This window comes from Streptomyces narbonensis (assembly GCF_014649015.1).
Taxonomy (GTDB): Bacteria; Actinomycetota; Actinomycetes; order Streptomycetales; family Streptomycetaceae; genus Streptomyces; species Streptomyces narbonensis.
Genome location: NZ_BMSF01000018.1, coordinates 1 through 17,174, shown reverse-complemented (window position 1 = coordinate 17,174; position 17,174 = coordinate 1). Strand labels below are relative to the sequence as shown.

Genomic DNA, 17,174 nt, shown 5'->3' with positions numbered 1-17,174 from the left:
GTGACCGCCCTTCGGTCAAGCGACTCGCTTACTGGTTGTACGGACCGTAGTCGTAGTCCTCCAGCGGAACGGCCTGGCCGGAGCCCGAGCCGAACGGCGAGTAGTCGATGTCGTCGTAGCCGACGGCCGAGTACATCGCGGCCTTGGCCTCTTCGGTCGGCTCGACCCGGATGTTGCGGTAGCGGGCGAGACCCGTACCGGCCGGGATGAGCTTACCGATGATGACGTTCTCCTTGAGGCCGACCAGGGAGTCCGACTTGGCGTTGATCGCCGCGTCGGTCAGAACCCGGGTCGTCTCCTGGAAGGACGCCGCCGACAGCCACGACTCGGTGGCGAGCGAGGCCTTGGTGATACCCATCAGCTGCGGACGGCCGGAGGCGGGGTGACCGCCCTCGGTGACCACACGACGGTTCTCGGTCTCGAACTTCGAGCGCTCGACGAGCTCGCCCGGCAGCAGCTCCGCGTCGCCGGACTCGATGATCGTCACGCGGCGCAGCATCTGCCGGATGATGATCTCGATGTGCTTGTCGTGGATCGACACGCCCTGCGAGTTGTAGACCTTCTGGACCTCGGCGACCAGGTGGACCTGGACCGCACGCTGACCGAGGATGCGCAGCACGTCGTGCGGGTTGGTGGCACCCACGGTGAGCTTCTGGCCCACCTCGACGTGGTCGCCCTCGCCCACGAGCAGACGGGCACGCTTCGAGATCGGGAACGCCGTCTCGTCGGTGCCGTCGTCCGGGGTGACGACGATCTTCTTGGTCTTCTCGGTCTCCTCGATACGGATGCGGCCGGCCGCCTCCGAGATCGGGGCGACACCCTTGGGCTGACGAGCCTCGAAGAGCTCGACGACACGGGGCAGACCCTGGGTGATGTCGTCACCGGCCACACCACCGGTGTGGAAGGTACGCATCGTCAGCTGGGTACCGGGCTCACCGATGGACTGGGCGGCGATGATGCCGACCGCCTCACCGATGTCCACCAGCTTGCCGGTGGCGAGCGAACGGCCGTAGCAGAACGCACACGTACCGACCGCGGACTCACAGGTCAGGACCGAGCGGGTCTTGACCTCCTCGACGCCCGCGTTGACGAGGGCGTCGATGAGCACGTCACCCAGGTCGACGTTGGCCGGCGCGATGACCTTGCCGTCGACGACGACGTCCTCGGCGAGCATCCGCGCGTACACGGAGGTCTCGACGTCGTCCGTCTTCCGCAGGACACCGGCCTCGTCCTTGGCCGCGATCCGCAGCTTCAGACCGCGCTCGGTGCCACAGTCCTCCTCGCGGATGATGACGTCCTGCGAGACGTCGACCAGACGACGGGTCAGGTAACCCGAGTCGGCGGTACGCAGGGCGGTGTCGGCGAGACCCTTACGGGCACCGTGCGTGGAGATGAAGTACTCGAGGACGGTGAGGCCCTCACGGAACGACGCCTTGATGGGACGCGGGATCGTCTCGTTCTTGGCGTTCGACACCAGACCACGCATACCGGCGATCTGACGCATCTGCATCATGTTTCCTCGGGCACCCGAGTCAACCATCATGAAGATGGGGTTCGTCTTGGGGAAGTTCGCGTTCATCGCCTCGGCAACCTCGTTGGTCGCCTTGGTCCAGATCGCGATGAGCTCCTGCGTGCGCTCTTCCTTGGTGATCAGGCCGCGCTCGTACTGCTTCTGGACCTTCTCGTCCTGCGCCTCGTAGCCCTTGACGATCTCCTTCTTCGCCTCGGGAACGACGACGTCGGAGATGGCCACGGTGACGCCGGAACGGGTCGCCCAGTAGAAGCCCGCCGCCTTCAGGTTGTCGAGCGTCGCCGCCACGATGACCTTGGGGTAGCGCTCGGCGAGGTCGTTGACGATCTCGGAGAGCTGCTTCTTGCCGACGGAGTAGTCGACGAACGGGTAGTCCTCGGGCAGCAGCTCGTTGAAGAGCGCGCGGCCCAGGGTCGTCCGCAGACGGAACGAGTCGCCCTGCTGCCACTCACCGGCGGCGACGCTGTCGTCACCCTCCTCCGTGACCGGGGGAACCCAGCCGCGGGGAGCGACGGTGCCGACGGGGAAGCGGATGTCGATCTCGGACTGCAGAGCCAGCTCGCCGGCGTCGAACGCCATGATCGCCTCGGCCGTGGAGCCGAACGCGCGGCCCTCGCCCTTGGTGTCACGGAGCTCACCGTCGGTGGTCAGGAAGAACAGACCGAGGACCATGTCCTGGGTCGGCATCGTGACCGGACGGCCGTCGGCGGGCTTCAGGATGTTGTTCGAGGACAGCATCAGGATGCGGGCCTCGGCCTGCGCCTCCGCGGAGAGCGGCAGGTGCACGGCCATCTGGTCACCGTCGAAGTCCGCGTTGAACGCGGTGCAGACGAGCGGGTGGATCTGGATGGCCTTGCCCTCGACCAGCTGGGGCTCGAAGGCCTGGATGCCGAGGCGGTGCAGCGTGGGCGCACGGTTCAGCAGAACCGGGTGCTCGGCGATGACCTCTTCGAGGACGTCGTACACGACCGTGCGGCCGCGCTCGACCATCCGCTTGGCGCTCTTGATGTTCTGCGCGTGGTTCAGGTCGACCAGGCGCTTCATCACGAACGGCTTGAAGAGCTCCAGCGCCATGGCCTTCGGCAGACCACACTGGTGCAGCTTCAGCTGCGGACCGACGACGATGACGGAACGCGCGGAGTAGTCCACACGCTTACCGAGCAGGTTCTGACGGAATCGACCCTGCTTACCCTTCAGCATGTCGCTGAGGGACTTCAGGGGACGGTTACCGGGACCGGTCACCGGGCGACCACGACGACCGTTGTCGAAGAGGGCGTCCACGGCCTCCTGAAGCATGCGCTTCTCGTTGTTCACGATGATCTCGGGCGCGCCGAGGTCAAGGAGTCGCTTCAGACGGTTGTTGCGGTTGATCACGCGGCGGTACAGGTCGTTCAGGTCGGAGGTCGCGAAGCGGCCACCGTCCAGCTGCACCATCGGACGCAGGTCCGGCGGGATGACCGGCACGCAGTCGAGAACCATGCCCTTGGGGCTGTTCGCGGTCTGCAGGAACGCGGAGACGACCTTGAGGCGCTTGAGCGCACGGGTCTTCTTCTGGCCCTTGCCGGTGCGGATGATCTCGCGGAGGCGCTCGGCCTCCTCCTCCAGGTCGAAGGACTCCAGGCGCTTCTGCAGCGCCGCGGCACCCATCGAACCGTCGAAGTACGTGCCGAAGCGGTCACGCAGCTCGCGGTAGAGGAGCTCGTCGCCCTCCAGGTCCTGGACCTTGAGGTTCTTGAAGCGCGACCAGACCTCGTCCAGACGGTCGATCTCGCGCTGCGCACGGTCGCGCAGCTGCTTCATCTCGCGCTCGGCACCCTCGCGCACCTTGCGGCGCACGTCGGCCTTGGCACCCTCGGCCTCGAGCTCGGCCAGGTCGTTCTCGAGCTTCTTGGCGCGGGCCTCCAGGTCGGAGTCGCGACGGTTCTCGATCTGCTGGCGCTCGACGGAGACGTGCGCCTCCAGGGAGGGCAGGTCACGCGTACGACGCTCGTCGTCGACGAACGTGATCATGTACGCCGCGAAGTAGATGACCTTCTCGAGGTCCTTCGGGGCGAGGTCGAGCAGGTACCCGAGGCGCGACGGGACGCCCTTGAAGTACCAGATGTGGGTGACGGGAGCGGCGAGCTCGATGTGGCCCATCCGCTCACGGCGCACCTTCGCGCGGGTGACCTCGACGCCACACCGCTCACAGATGATGCCCTTGAAGCGGACACGCTTGTACTTGCCGCAGTAGCACTCCCAGTCCCGGGTCGGACCGAAGATCTTCTCGCAGAAGAGTCCGTCCTTCTCGGGCTTGAGCGTGCGGTAGTTGATGGTCTCCGGCTTCTTGACCTCGCCGTGGCTCCACTGACGGATGTCGTCAGCGGTAGCCAGACCGATCCGGAGCTCGTCGAAGAAGTTGACGTCGAGCACTATGCGTCAATCCCTCTCAGGGTTGTAAGTCTTGGGGTCTGGAACGGGGGTCCTGGGGCCGGCGGGGGGACCATCACTGGTCCCCCTGCCGGAACTCCCGTCAGACCTCTTCGACGCTGCTCGGCTCGCGCCGGGACAGGTCGATGCCGAGCTCCTCCGCTGCGCGGAAGACGTCCTCGTCGGTGTCGCGCATCTCGATGGACATGCCGTCCGAAGAGAGCACCTCCACGTTGAGGCACAGGGACTGCATCTCCTTGATGAGCACCTTGAAGGACTCGGGGATGCCGGGCTCAGGGATGTTCTCGCCCTTGACGATGGCCTCGTAGACCTTCACGCGGCCGGTCACGTCGTCGGACTTGATCGTCAGCAGCTCCTGGAGGGCGTACGCGGCGCCGTATGCCTCCAGCGCCCACACCTCCATCTCACCGAAGCGCTGGCCACCGAACTGGGCCTTACCACCCAGCGGCTGCTGGGTGATCATCGAGTACGGGCCGGTCGAACGCGCGTGCAGCTTGTCGTCGACCAGGTGGTGCAGCTTGAGGATGTACATGTACCCGACCGAGATCGGGTCCGGGAACGGCTCGCCGGAGCGGCCGTCGAACAGCCTCGCCTTACCGGTCGGGAGCACCATGCGCTCGCCGTCGCGGTTCGGGATGGTGTGGTTCAGCAGGCCCGCGAGCTCGTCCTCACGCGCACCGTCGAAGACCGGGGTGGCGACGTTGGTGCCGGGGGCGACCTGGTCGGCACCGATGGCCTGGAGGCGCTGCGCCCACTCGTCCGCGAGGCCGGAGACGTCCCAGCCGCGGCTGGCGAGCCAGCCGAGGTGGATCTCCAGGACCTGTCCCGGGTTCATTCGGGACGGGACACCCAGCGGGTTGAGGATGATGTCGACCGGGGTGCCGTCCTCGAGGAAGGGCATGTCCTCGATCGGGAGGATCTTGGAGATGACACCCTTGTTGCCGTGACGGCCGGCGAGCTTGTCACCATCGGTGATCTTGCGCTTCTGGGCGACGTAGACGCGGACCAGCTGGTTCACGCCCGGGGGAAGCTCGTCGCCCTCCTCGCGGTCGAAGACGCGGACGCCGATGATCTTGCCGATCTCGCCGTGGGGCACCTTCAGCGAGGTGTCACGGACCTCACGGGCCTTCTCACCGAAGATCGCGCGGAGCAGGCGCTCCTCCGGGGTCAGCTCGGTCTCACCCTTGGGCGTGACCTTGCCGACGAGGATGTCGCCGGCGACGACCTCGGCACCGATACGGATGATGCCGCGCTCGTCGAGGTCGGCGAGGACCTCCTCGGAGACGTTCGGGATGTCCCGGGTGATCTCCTCCGGGCCGAGCTTGGTGTCACGGGCGTCGACCTCGTGCTCCTCGATGTGGATCGAGGAGAGGACGTCGTCCTGCACGAGGCGCTGCGACAGGATGATCGCGTCCTCGTAGTTGTGACCCTCCCACGGCATGAACGCCACGAGCAGGTTCTTGCCGAGCGCCATCTCGCCGTCTTCGGTGGCGGGACCGTCGGCGAGGACCTGGCCCTCGATGACGCGGTCGCCCTCGTCCACGACGACCTTCTGGTTCACAGAGGTGCCCTGGTTGGAGCGCGAGAACTTGTGCAGGCGGTACGTGATGTACGTGCCGTCGTCGTTGGCGACCGTGACGTAGTCGGCCGACAGCTCCTGGACGACACCGTCCTTCTCGGCCTTGAGCACGTCGCCGGCGTCGGTGGCGCAGCGGTACTCCATGCCGGTGCCGACGAGCGGGGCCTCCGACTTGATCAGCGGCACCGCCTGACGCATCATGTTCGCGCCCATGAGGGCACGGTTGGCGTCGTCGTGCTCGAGGAACGGGATCATGGCGGTCGCGACCGACACCATCTGGCGCGGCGAGACGTCCATGTAGTCCACCTCGGACGGCAGGACGTAGTCGACCTCGCCGCCACGCTTACGCACCAGGACGCGGTTCTCGGTGAGCTGCATGTCGTCGTTGAGCGCGGCGTTGGCCTGCGCGATGACGAAGCGGTCCTCCTCGTCGGCGGTGACGTAGTCGACCTCGTCGGTGACCTGGCCGTCGACGACCTTGCGGTACGGCGTCTCGATGAAGCCGAACGCGTTGACGCGGCCGTACGAGGCGAGCGAACCGATCAGACCGATGTTCGGGCCTTCGGGGGTCTCGATCGGGCACATGCGTCCGTAGTGGGACGGGTGCACGTCTCGGACCTCGAAGCCGGCCCGCTCACGGGACAGACCACCAGGGCCCAGCGCCGAGAGACGACGCTTGTGCGTCAGACCCGACAGCGGGTTGTTCTGGTCCATGAACTGGGACAGCTGCGACGTACCGAAGAACTCCTTGATCGACGCCACGACCGGGCGAATGTTGATCAGGGTCTGCGGGGTGATCGCCTCGACGTCCTGCGTGGTCATGCGCTCGCGCACGACGCGCTCCATACGAGCCAGACCCGTGCGGACCTGGTTCTGGATGAGCTCGCCGACGTTACGCAGACGACGGTTGCCGAAGTGGTCGATGTCGTCGGTCTCGACGACGATCTCGTTGCCGTTCTCGCCGATCGTCTCGGTCTCGCCCGCGTGGAGCTTGACCAGGTACTTGATCGTGGCGATGACGTCGTCGGTGGTGAGCACGCCGGCGTCCAGCGGCTCGTCGGCGCCGAGCTTCTTGTTCACCTTGTAGCGGCCGACCTTCGCGAGGTCGTAGCGCTTCGGGTTGAAGTAGAGGTTCTCGAGCAGCGTCTGAGCGGCCTCACGGGTCGGCGGCTCGCCCGGACGCAGCTTGCGGTAGATGTCGAGCAGCGCGTCGTCCTGGCCCTGGGTGTGGTCCTTCTCCAGGGTGGCGCGCATGGACTCGTACTCGCCGAACTCCTGCAGGATCTGCTCGGTGGTCCAGCCGAGAGCCTTGAGGAGGACGGTGACGGACTGCTTGCGCTTGCGGTCGATGCGAACACCGACCAGGTCGCGCTTGTCGATCTCCATCTCCAGCCAGGCACCCCGGGACGGGATGATCTTGGCGGAGAAGATGTCCTTGTCGGACGTCTTGTCGATCGAGGAGTCGAAGTAGACACCCGGCGAGCGGACGAGCTGCGACACGACGACACGCTCGGTGCCGTTGATGACGAAGGTGCCCTTGTTGGTCATGAGCGGGAAGTCGCCCATGAAGACCGTCTGGGACTTGATCTCGCCGGTCTCGTTGTTGGTGAACTCGGCGGTGACGAAGAGCGGGGCGCCGTACGTGAAGTCACGGTCCTTGCACTCGTCGATCGAGTTCTTCGGCGGCTCGAAGCGGTGGTCGCGGAAGGTCAGCGACATCGACCCGGAGAAGTCCTCGATCGGGGAGATCTCCTCGAAGATCTCCTCCAGACCGGACTTCGTGGGGACGTCCTGGCCCGACTCAAGGGCAGCCTCGACGCGAGCCTTCCAGGCGGCGTTGCCGAGCAGCCAGTCAAAGCTCTCGGTCTGCAGCGCGAGGAGGTTCGGAACCTCGAGGGGCTCCTTGATCTTTGCAAAAGAGATGCGCAGCGGGGCGGTGCTTGCGCCGTTGTTCGTATTGGTCGAGGCGTTGCGCGAGGCGGCCAAGAGGGGGTCCTTCCGAGGGCTCGGACTCACTACGCGCGTACCGGTCCCCAGCATCGCTTCACGGCAGACGTTTCCTGAGATGACCAAAAGGCCAGGTCAGACGGGGTCGGTCCGAGTAGCGGATGCGAAGGTATGCCCCTGGTGACGGGCAGGGGGCAGCTAACAGGCAGCGCAAAGGGTCAGTGTAGCCACTTGGCTCACTGATGTCCAGGGCGAGTAATTCGCGACCCTCGTTGCTCTCAACTCCGCGGTACCTCGCGCCGTGTGGCGCACCTCGATACTGCCCGTTCAGCCGTCGATCCATGCCTCGGATACGGATCGTTGTGACGACGCGTCCTGAGAATTGCGCGCTGCGTGCGGTTCGTCAAGGCCCCCCGGTGTGCGGGGCGCACGGCGAAGATCACCATACTCCGCTCCCGGCAGCCCTCAGGCCCCCGCCACGCCCTTCCCGGGAACGCCGAAAGGCGACCACCCACAAGGGTGATCGCCTTTCGGTGCTCCCGCGTTACACGGGGGCAGGAGTCAGCTCAGCGAGCCGAAACGGTCTTACTTGACCGTGACGGAGGCGCCGGCGGCCTTGAGGGACTCGGCGGCCTTCTCGGCAACGTCCTTCGCGACCTTCTCGAGGACGGCCTTCGGGGTGCCGTCGACGAGGTCCTTGGCCTCCTTGAGGCCCAGGGAGGTGAGCTCACGCACGACCTTGATGACCTGGATCTTCTTGTCGCCGGCACCCTCGAGGATGACGTCGAACTCGTCCTGCTCGGCCTCGGCCTCGGCGGCCGGGCCACCCTGCGCGGGACCGGCAACGGCGACGGCCGCGGCGGCGGTGACGTCGAACTTCTCCTCGAAGGCCTTCACGAACTCGGAGAGCTCGATGAGGGTCATCTCCTCGAACTGGGCGAGGAGGTCGTCCTGAGAGAGCTTCGCCATGATGGGCGATCCTTCCACTAATTCGGCAGGTGCCGATGTGTCTATAGAGGCGGGCGTAACGGCCCGCTACGACCCACGCACTAGGCGGCGTGGATCAATGCGCGAGCCGAATTACTCGGCACCGCCCTGCTCGGCGAGCTTGACGCGAAGCGCTTCCGCGGTGCGGACGAACTTCGACGGCAGCGCCTGGAAGAGCGAGGCAGCCTGAGACTGCTTGCCCTTGAAGGCACCGGCCAGCTTGCTGAGCAGAACCTCGCGGGACTCGAGGTCCGCAAGCTTCTTGATGTCGTCGGCGGAGAGAGCCTTACCGTCAAGGACACCGGCCTTGATGATGAGGTTCGGGTTCTCCTTGGCGAAGTCACGCAGGGCCTTCGCCGACTCCACCGGGTCACCGGTGACGAAGGCGACCGCGGTCGGACCAGCGAAGTGCTCGTCCAGTGCGGTGATCCCGGCCTCGTTGGCCGCAATCTTGGTCAGCGTGTTCTTCACCACGGCGTACTGGGCGTTCTCACCGAGCGAACGACGCAGCGTCTTGAGCTGCGCAACGGTGAGACCCCGGTACTCGGTCAGCACGGCGGCGTTGGAGCTCTGGAACGCGTCCTTGAGCTCGGCCACCGATGCAGCCTTGTTGGGCGTCGGCATAGTGCTTCGGCCTCCTTCCGGGTGATGAGGACCGCTCAGAAGGTGGCTGAACAAAACAAAACGCCCCGGCGCAGGCGCACGGGGCTTAGCTCGACCGATTCACAAGGAGTCGGGAACTCTTCCACAGTCACCTGCGCGGGTCGTCCGTTGTCAGCGGATCCTTCGGCCACCGCACCCGGTAAGGGCACAGCAACGACCAGCGGTCTTTGGCTTCTGTGGAAGCTTACGTGACGGGTTCCGGTTCGGGCAAATCAGCCCTGAGCGCCGCCCTCTTCAAGGCCCTTGCCGAGCTCCTGGAGCATCTTGAACAGGTCCACGGTGTCCTTGGCCGGCGGCGCCTGGACGGCGGCCTGGGTGCCGTAGTCGCTGTAGTCGGCCCGCATCTTCATCTTGCCCTCGGCCATGGTCATGCCGACGTCCATGCGCGCCGGGAGGCCGTCCTCGTTGACCCAGACCTGGGTGTCGTACCCCTTCAGGCCCATCTTCTTGACGTTGGCGATGAGGGCGTCGTGGTCCTTCTTGGAGAGGAGCTTGGACGACTCGTTGGCGGCGAGCATCTGCTCGACGGTGAGCGTGCCCTTGTAGTGCTGGGTCTCCATGCCGTTGATCTTCTCGGCCCCGACGTGCTTCAGGTTCGGGGAGTCGAGGAGCAGCGCGAGCTGCTGGGCCGGGTCCTGGTTCATGCTCTCCAGGCCACCGGTCATCTGCTTCTGCAGCGCCTTGTCGCCGGAGGCGTCCGCGGCCGCCTTCATGTCCAGCTTCATCCAGCGCTTGCCGTCCATCTCGACGGCCTGCTTCGCGCCCATGTCCAGGTACATGACGTTGTCGGTCATGATCATGCGGACCTGCTGGGGGGCGCCGGGGTCGCCCGCGGCGAGCATCGAGCCCTTCATGGTGATGTCCATGACGGCCGGGTTCCAGCCCTGGACGCCGGTCAGCTCGGCGGTGCCCGAGTCCGCGCCGACGCCGGACATCGACATCGTCATCTTGACCTTGGCGGCCTTGGCCGCGGAGGTCTTCTCGTACGCGGCCTGGATGACCTTCGTGACGTCCCCGTGGCTCTTCACGCCGGCACCGGCCTTGGCGTCCCCGTCGTCCTGACATCCGGCGACACCCACCACGACGGCCGTGGCCGTCAGGGCGACGCCCGCGCGCTTCCATACGGACATGCTCATGGTGTTCCCCACCCCTTTGCTACTTCTTTGCGGTCCTTCGAACCGTAACAAAGAACAGACCCCCGCCTCCCCGAGGGGGAGGCGAGGGCCTGTTGACCACTCAGTGAACCGGTGAGGTTCAGACCGCGGCCGGGTCCTCCTCGACGAGGAGGTTACGGGTGCGGTTGGAGTCCAGCGGGATGCCGGGGCCCATCGTCGTCGTCAGGGTCGCCTTCTTGATGTAGCGACCCTTGGCGGCGGACGGCTTCAGACGAAGGATCTCGTCCAGGGCCGCGGCGTAGTTCTCGACCAGCTTCGTCTCGTCGAAGGAGACCTTGCCGATGATGAAGTGCAGGTTCGAGTGCTTGTCGACGCGGAACTCGATCTTGCCGCCCTTGATGTCGTTGACAGCCTTCGCGACATCGGGGGTGACGGTGCCGACCTTGGGGTTCGGCATGAGACCACGCGGGCCGAGGACGCGGCCGAGGCGGCCGACCTTGCCCATGAGGTCCGGGGTGGCCACAACGGCGTCGAACTCGTTCAGGCGGTTGCCCTTGGAGATCTCGTCGATGAGCTCGTCGGAGCCGACGATGTCGGCGCCAGCGGCGATCGCGGCCTCGGCACGGTCACCGGTCGCGAAGACCAGGACCCGGGCGGTCTTGCCGGTGCCGTGCGGGAGGTTCACGGTGCCGCGGACCATCTGGTCGGCCTTGCGCGGGTCGACACCCAGGCGGAAGGCGACCTCGACGGTGCCGTCGAACTTCGTGGTGGCGGTGTCCTTGGCGAGACGGACGGCCTCGAGGGGCGCGTAGTTCCGCTCGCGGTCGACCTTGGCGTCCGCGGTGCGGAGAGCCTTGCTGCGCTTCACTGCTTCTCCTGTTGGTTCAGGTATGGAGTCGTGGTGCGGGCCGCGCCGGCCCTACCACTGAGGTCACGAGGGGGGTGATCAGCCCTCGACCGTGATGCCCATGGAGCGGGCGGTGCCAGCGATGATCTTGGACGCGGCGTCCAGGTCGTTGGCGTTCAGGTCGGGGAGCTTGACCGTGGCGATCTCGCGGACCTGGGCGGCCGTGAGCTTGGCGACCTTGGTCTTGTGCGGCTCGCCGGAGCCCTTGTCCACACCAGCGGCCTTGAGGATCAGCTTGGCGGCCGGCGGAGTCTTCGTGATGAAGGTGAAGGTGCGGTCCTCGTAGACCGTGATCTCCACCGGCACGACCATGCCACGCTGCGACTCGGTCGCGGCGTTGTAGGCCTTGCAGAACTCCATGATGTTGACGCCGTGCTGACCGAGCGCGGGGCCGACCGGCGGGGCCGGGTTCGCCGCACCGGCGTTGATCTGGAGCTTGATAAGCCCCGTGACCTTCTTCTTCTTGGGAGGCATTGCTCTCTCCGGGTCCTAGTGAGAGTGTTCAGCCCGCCTTCCGGTCATCCGGATGCAGGCATACCGCACAACGATAACGGGTATAGGCGCGCGGCCAAAAACCGAGCAGGTCAGAGCGGCTTTTGACAGCCACTCTGACCTGGTCGGAAGACGGTGAGATCAGTTCTTCTGGATCTGGTCGAAGCTCAGCTCGACCGGGGTCTCGCGACCGAAGATCTCGACGAGGCCCTTGACCTTCTTCGAGTCCGGGTTGATCTCGTTGATCGTGGCCTGGAGGGTCGCGAAGGGACCGTCCGTGACCGTGACCGAGTCGCCGACCTCGAAGTCCAGAACCTGGACCTCCAGCTTGCGGGCGGGAGCGGGCTTGCCCTCGGCCTCTGCGGCCTCGCGGGCGGCCTTCTCCTCGGCCTCCGGGGCGAGCATCTTGACGATCTCGTCCAGGGTCAGCGGGTACGGGTCGTAGGCGTTGCCCACGAAGCCGGTGACGCCGGGGGTGTTGCGGACGACGCCCCAGGACTCGTTCGTCAGGTCCATGCGGACGAGAACGTAGCCGGGAAGCTTGTTCTGCTTGACGTTCTTGCGCTCGCCGCCCTTGATCTGGACGATCTCTTCCTCGGGGACCTCGGCCTGGTAGATGAAGTCCTCGACGTTGAGCGAGACGGCACGCTGCTCGAGGTTGGCCTTCACGCGCTTCTCGTAGCCCGCGTAGGTGTGGATGACGTACCACTCGCCGGGGAGGGTGCGGAGCTCCTCGCGAAGCGCGGCGACCGGGTCGACCGGAGCGGCCGGCTCGGCCTCCTCCTCGGTCTCGTCCTCGGCGTCCTCGACCTCTTCGGACTCCTCGGCGTCGGACTCGTCCGACTCCTCGTCCTCGGTGTCCTCGTCGGAGGACTCCTCGGCGTCGGCCTCGTCCTCGTCAGCCTCGGCGTGGAGAGCGGCTTCCTCGGCGGCCTCGCCCGCAGCGTCGTCAGCAGCGTCGGCCTGGTCCTCGTCGGCGGCCTCGACGATGTCCAGCTCGTCCTCGACGGACTCGGACTCGAAGGCGTCGTTCAGGTTCGCGTCAGACACGGTGGCTGCTTCTTCCTGCGATACAGATGGGGTGGAACAAAAAGTCAGCCGAAGACGTACTTGACTGCTTCCTGGAAGCCATAGTCAATCACGGTGACAAGGCCGATCATGATGACGACGAAGATAATCACCACAGTGGTGTACGACGTCAGCTGGCTGCGAGTGGGCCAGACGACCTTGCGGAGTTCCGCGACGATCTGGCGGTAGAAGAGCGCGAGCCGGCCCAGAGGGCCCTTCTTGCCGCGCTTGCCGCCCTTACGAGCCTTCTTCTTGGACTCGGAGGCTTCGTCGTCGGCATCAGGCATGTCGATGGAGCCTACGGCGTCCGTCACGATCTCTCACCTGATTCCGGGTCGGCCGTGCCGCGCCCGGGATGGAGCCGCACGGCGGTGCAATGAAGTACGTACATGCGCACAACACCTGGCGGTGTGTGTAGCAGGGCCGGAGGGACTTGAACCCCCAACCGCCGGTTTTGGAGACCGGTGCTCTACCAATTGAGCTACGACCCTTTGTTGGTGTCCCTCAACCTACCGCATCGTGAGATGTGGTCGGTGCGGGCCAACGAGCAGTGAGCATACGTGGTCATGGGGGTCCGCGTCGAACAGAAACCACGCCGACCTGCCCTCGGACGGGCGTACGACCGGTAATGACCGTTCCTGTCCGGTCCGTGAAACCTGTGTGCCGGGCCCTGATCCGGTCTGGGACGATGGGCCGCATGAGCGCTGCTACCCCTCCCACCGAGCGTCGGGTCTCCGCCCGCATCGGTGCGATCTCCGAGTCCGCCACCCTCGCCGTCGACGCCAAGGCCAAGGCCCTCAAGGCCGCCGGGCGCCCGGTGATCGGCTTCGGTGCCGGTGAGCCCGACTTCCCGACCCCCGACTACATCGTCGAGGCGGCCGTCGAGGCCTGCAGGAACCCGAAGTTCCACCGCTACACGCCGGCCGGCGGCCTGCCCGAGCTGAAGGCCGCGATCGCCGCCAAGACGCTGCGCGACTCGGGCTACGAGGTCGACGCCTCCCAGGTCCTCGTGACCAACGGCGGCAAGCAGGCGATCTACGAGGCCTTCGCCGCGATCCTCGACCCGGGCGACGAGGTCATCGTCCCGGCGCCCTACTGGACGACGTACCCCGAGTCGATCCGTCTCGCGGGCGGCGTCCCGGTGGAGGTCGTGGCCGACGAGACCACCGGCTACCGGGTCTCCGTGGAGCAGCTGGAGGCCGCGCGCACCGAGAAGACGAAGGTCGTCCTCTTCGTCTCGCCGTCCAACCCGACCGGCGCCGTCTATTCGGAGGCCGACGCCGAGGCGATCGGCCGCTGGGCCGTCGAGCACGGCCTGTGGGTCCTGACGGACGAGATCTACGAGCACCTCGTCTACGGCGACGCGAAGTTCACCTCGCTGCCGACGATCGTCCCCGAGCTGCGCGACAAGTGCATCGTGGTCAACGGTGTCGCGAAGACATACGCGATGACCGGCTGGCGCGTCGGGTGGATCGTGGGCCCGAAGGACGTCGTGAAGGCCGCGACCAACCTCCAGTCGCACGCCACGTCCAACGTGAGCAACGTCGCGCAGATCGCCGCCCTCGCCGCCGTCTCGGGCAACCTGGACGCGGTCGCGGAGATGCGCACCGCCTTCGACCGTCGCCGCCAGACGATCGTGCGGATGCTGAACGAGATCGAGGGCGTGTACTGCCCGACGCCGGAGGGCGCGTTCTACGCGTACCCCTCGGTGAAGGGTCTGCTCGGCAAGGAGATCCGCGGCAAGCGCCCCGAGACCTCGGTGGAGCTCGCGGCCCTGATCCTCGACGAGGCCGAGGTCGCGGTCGTCCCCGGCGAGGCCTTCGGCACGCCCGGCTACCTGCGCCTGTCGTACGCGCTCGGCGACGAGGACCTGATCGAGGGCGTGTCCCGGCTCCAGAAGCTGCTGGCCGAGGCGAAGGCCTGACCACGCCTCTGACGGGCCCCGGTTCTTCGGAACCGGGGCCCGTTTTTGCGTTCTAGCAAGGTCCCGATCGGGGAAACGGGGTGTCTTCGTCCATTCGGGTGCGGCAGTATCAGTCGATGGAGCACGTTTCACGCGACATCACCCTGCTGCCCAAGGCCCATCTGCACCTGCACTTCACGGGTTCGATGCGGCCCACGACGCTCATCGAGCTGGCCGACAAGTACGGCGTCCATCTTCCCGAGGCGCTGAGCAGCGGTACGCCCCCGAAGCTACGGGCGACCGACGAGCGCGGCTGGTTCCGCTTCCAGCGCCTCTACGACATCGCCCGCTCCTGCCTGCGTGAGCCCGAGGACATCCGGCGGCTCGTCCGCGAGGCGGCCGAGGAGGACGTCAGGGACGGCTCGGGCTGGCTGGAGATCCAGGTCGACCCCACCTCGTACGCCCCGCTGCTCGGCGGACTCATCGCGGCCATGGAGATCATCCTGGACGCGGTCGACTCGGCGTCCCGGGAGACCGGGCTCGGGATGCGGGTGCTCGTCGCCGCGAACCGGATGAAGCACCCCCTGGAGGCGCGGACGCTCGCCCGGCTCGCGGTGCGGTACGCGGACCGGGGCGTGGTCGGTTTCGGGCTCTCCAACGACGAGCGGCGGGGCATGGCGCGCGACTTCGACCGCGCGTTCTCGATCGCCCGTGACGGCGGTCTGCTCGCGGCCCCGCACGGCGGCGAACTGACGGGCCCGGCTTCGGTACGGGACTGCCTGGACGATCTGCTGGCCTCGCGCGTCGGCCACGGGGTGCGCGCGGCGGAGGACCCGGGGCTGCTGCGGAAGCTCGCGGAGCGCGGCGTGACCTGTGAGGTCTGCCCCGCGTCGAACGTGGCGCTCGGTGTGTACGAGCGGCACGAGGACGTACCGCTGCGGACGCTCTTCGAGGCGGGGGTCCCGATGGCCCTGGGCGCGGACGACCCGCTGCTCTTCGGCTCGCGGCTCGCGGCGCAGTACGAGATCGCCCGCCGGCACCACGGGTTCACGGACGCGGAGCTGGCGGAGCTGGCCCGTCAGTCGGTGCGGGGCTCGGCGGCCCCGGAGGGCGTCCGGGCGAAGCTGCTGGCGGGGATCGACGACTGGATCGCCGACTGATCCGTCGCCACAGGCCCTAGCCGATCCCGCGCATGAGCGTGCGGGCGATCGAGCGGGCGAACTCGTCGAGCGGCTCGGGCGGCCCGCCGTCCTCGGTCATCTCGTAGGCGAAGGCCCGCTGGACGCAGGCGCCGAGGAGGAGCGCCGCCGCCGCCCGCGGGTCCGCTCCGGCGCCGACGCGGCCGAGGCGCTGCTCGGTGCGGAGGTAGGCGGTGAGCCCCTCGACGGGCTTGTGCGGGCCGGCGCCGAGTCTGCGCATGCCCTCGTCGTGGCGGGCCTTGAGCTGTGGCTCGGCGTAGAGCGAGGCGGCCATCGGGAAGCTCTCCTCGTAGAAGAGGGCGGCCTGCCGGGCGATGTCCGTGAGGTTCTCCTCGACGGTGCGGCTGCCGGGGTCGGCGGCGAGGGCGCCGAGCAGACCGCCGAGCCGGGGCAGCCGTTCGTCGAGGACGGTCAGGAACAGCTCTTCCTTGCTCGCGAAGTACTTGTAGAGCGCCGCCTCCGAGCATCCGGCGGCCTTGGCGATCTCCTTGGTCGTGGTGCGGGCGAGCCCCGCCGTCCGCATGAGGTCGCGCGCGGCGTCGACGATCCGTACGCGGGTCGGCTTCTGTTCCATGCATCCTCCACTCGCGCTTGACGCGTGAGTGAGTATCCACCCACCCTGGGGGTGAGTGAACACTTACCCACCCCGGGAGGGTGCGACATGAAGCTCACAGTCTTCGGCGCGACCGGCGGTATCGGCCGGGAGATCGTCCACCAGGCCCTGGCTGCGGGCCACGAGGTGACGGCGGTGGTGCGGGATCCCGCGCGGCTGGCGGTCACCGGGGAGCGGCTGGTGGTCCACCGGGCGGACCTCACCGACCCGGAGGCCCTGCGCCCGGCCGTCGCCGGCCGGGACGCCGTGCTCTCCGGTCTCGGCGCGCGGGGCCGGGCGAACGCGGGCGTGGCGGCGCGGCTGACCCGCTCGGTGCTCGCGGCGATGGAGGCGGAGCGGGTGCGGCGGCTCGTGGTGGTGAGCGCGGCGCCGCTGGGACCGGTCGCGGAGGGCGACGGGATGCTCGACAAGGCCGCCCTCGCGGTGATCAACCGTGTCCTGAAGGACATCTACGCCGATCTGCGGGTGATGGAGTCCGCGCTGGCGGCGAGCGCCACGGACTGGACCTCGGTCCGCCCTCCGAAGCTGACGGACAAGCCCCTCACCGGCCGGTACCGCACGGTAGTCGGCGGCAACCCGCCCCGGGGCCGCACGCTGGCCCGCGCGGACGTGGCCCACGCGATGCTCGCGATGATCGACGCCCCGACCACGGTCGGCCAGGGCGTCGGAGTCGCGTACTAGGGGGTGTCGTCACATTCCCGTCGTCGCCCGAAGGGCGGCCCCGCGGCGTCTGGTGCGTG

General features: G+C 67.2%; 13 protein-coding genes and 1 tRNA gene. 3 read left to right on the top strand and 11 right to left on the bottom strand.

Features of this window, described 5'->3' with window-relative positions:
- Positions 1-28: 28 nt before the first annotated feature.
- The 10 genes from IE124_RS28090 to IE124_RS28045 form a co-directional block, all read right to left on the bottom strand.
- Entirely contained in the window at positions 29-3,943 is a 3,915-nt protein-coding gene (locus IE124_RS28090; RefSeq protein ID WP_024755375.1) for a DNA-directed RNA polymerase subunit beta', read from the bottom strand.
- A 100-nt stretch (positions 3,944-4,043) separates the two neighbouring features.
- The gene (gene rpoB, locus IE124_RS28085) at positions 4,044-7,526 is read right to left on the bottom strand and encodes a DNA-directed RNA polymerase subunit beta (protein WP_189511709.1); all 3,483 of its coding nucleotides are present in this window, start codon (positions 7,524-7,526) and stop codon (positions 4,044-4,046) included.
- Between the two features lie 546 nt (positions 7,527-8,072).
- Positions 8,073-8,456, bottom strand: a complete 384-nt coding sequence (rplL, locus tag IE124_RS28080) for a 50S ribosomal protein L7/L12 (protein ID WP_189511708.1) — start codon at positions 8,454-8,456, stop codon at positions 8,073-8,075.
- A 111-nt stretch (positions 8,457-8,567) separates the two neighbouring features.
- Entirely contained in the window at positions 8,568-9,098 is a 531-nt protein-coding gene (rplJ, locus tag IE124_RS28075; RefSeq protein WP_030687887.1) for a 50S ribosomal protein L10, read from the bottom strand.
- 251 nt (positions 9,099-9,349) lie between these two features.
- Positions 9,350-10,273, bottom strand: a complete 924-nt coding sequence (locus IE124_RS28070; protein ID WP_189511706.1) for an SCO4651 family lipoprotein — start codon at positions 10,271-10,273, stop codon at positions 9,350-9,352.
- A 118-nt stretch (positions 10,274-10,391) separates the two neighbouring features.
- Positions 10,392-11,120, bottom strand: a complete 729-nt coding sequence (gene rplA, locus IE124_RS28065) for a 50S ribosomal protein L1 (RefSeq protein WP_150267065.1) — start codon at positions 11,118-11,120, stop codon at positions 10,392-10,394.
- A gap of 78 nt (positions 11,121-11,198) precedes the next feature.
- Positions 11,199-11,633, bottom strand: coding sequence for a 50S ribosomal protein L11 (rplK, locus tag IE124_RS28060; protein ID WP_015035536.1), 435 nt, complete (start codon positions 11,631-11,633; stop codon positions 11,199-11,201).
- 159 nt (positions 11,634-11,792) lie between these two features.
- Positions 11,793-12,701 (bottom strand): transcription termination/antitermination protein NusG, encoded by a 909-nt coding sequence (nusG, locus tag IE124_RS28055; RefSeq protein ID WP_189511704.1) that lies wholly within the window; start codon positions 12,699-12,701, stop codon positions 11,793-11,795.
- A 44-nt stretch (positions 12,702-12,745) separates the two neighbouring features.
- Positions 12,746-13,033, bottom strand: coding sequence for a preprotein translocase subunit SecE (secE, locus tag IE124_RS28050; RefSeq protein ID WP_024755368.1), 288 nt, complete (start codon positions 13,031-13,033; stop codon positions 12,746-12,748).
- Between the two features lie 104 nt (positions 13,034-13,137).
- Positions 13,138-13,210 (bottom strand) — tRNA-Trp (locus IE124_RS28045).
- Positions 13,211-13,416: 206 nt separating this feature from the next.
- On the opposite strand from IE124_RS28045, the gene IE124_RS28040 reads away from it, so the two are divergent.
- Entirely contained in the window at positions 13,417-14,643 is a 1,227-nt protein-coding gene (locus tag IE124_RS28040) for a pyridoxal phosphate-dependent aminotransferase (RefSeq protein WP_189511702.1), read from the top strand.
- Between the two features lie 116 nt (positions 14,644-14,759).
- Complete coding sequence (locus tag IE124_RS28035; protein ID WP_189511700.1) at positions 14,760-15,782, top strand: adenosine deaminase; 1,023 nt, start codon at positions 14,760-14,762, stop codon at positions 15,780-15,782.
- Between the two features lie 16 nt (positions 15,783-15,798).
- On the opposite strand, the gene IE124_RS28030 is transcribed toward IE124_RS28035, so the two are convergent.
- Positions 15,799-16,395: a TetR/AcrR family transcriptional regulator gene (locus tag IE124_RS28030; RefSeq protein ID WP_189511698.1), complete on the bottom strand. Its 597-nt coding sequence runs from the start codon at positions 16,393-16,395 to the stop codon at positions 15,799-15,801.
- 87 nt (positions 16,396-16,482) lie between these two features.
- Here IE124_RS28030 and IE124_RS28025 point away from each other — a divergent pair, with 87 nt between their 5' ends.
- Positions 16,483-17,115: an NAD(P)-dependent oxidoreductase gene (locus tag IE124_RS28025; protein ID WP_189511696.1), complete on the top strand. Its 633-nt coding sequence runs from the start codon at positions 16,483-16,485 to the stop codon at positions 17,113-17,115.
- Positions 17,116-17,174 lie beyond the last annotated feature (59 nt).

What these genes read in the sequence shown, in the direction of transcription:
- IE124_RS28040 (WP_189511702.1), top strand. Translation starts at nt 13,417, where the DNA reads ATGAGCGCTGCTACCCCTCCCACCGAGCGTCGGGTCTCCGCCCGCATC.
- IE124_RS28030 (WP_189511698.1), bottom strand. Translation starts at nt 16,395, where the DNA reads ATGGAACAGAAGCCGACCCGCGTACGGATCGTCGACGCCGCGCGCGAC.
- rplK (WP_015035536.1), bottom strand. Translation starts at nt 11,633, where the DNA reads ATGCCTCCCAAGAAGAAGAAGGTCACGGGGCTTATCAAGCTCCAGATC.
- rplJ (WP_030687887.1), bottom strand. Translation starts at nt 9,098, where the DNA reads ATGCCGACGCCCAACAAGGCTGCATCGGTGGCCGAGCTCAAGGACGCG.
- IE124_RS28035 (WP_189511700.1), top strand. Translation starts at nt 14,760, where the DNA reads ATGGAGCACGTTTCACGCGACATCACCCTGCTGCCCAAGGCCCATCTG.
- IE124_RS28025 (WP_189511696.1), top strand. Translation starts at nt 16,483, where the DNA reads ATGAAGCTCACAGTCTTCGGCGCGACCGGCGGTATCGGCCGGGAGATC.
- rplL (WP_189511708.1), bottom strand. Translation starts at nt 8,456, where the DNA reads ATGGCGAAGCTCTCTCAGGACGACCTCCTCGCCCAGTTCGAGGAGATG.
- IE124_RS28070 (WP_189511706.1), bottom strand. Translation starts at nt 10,273, where the DNA reads ATGAGCATGTCCGTATGGAAGCGCGCGGGCGTCGCCCTGACGGCCACG.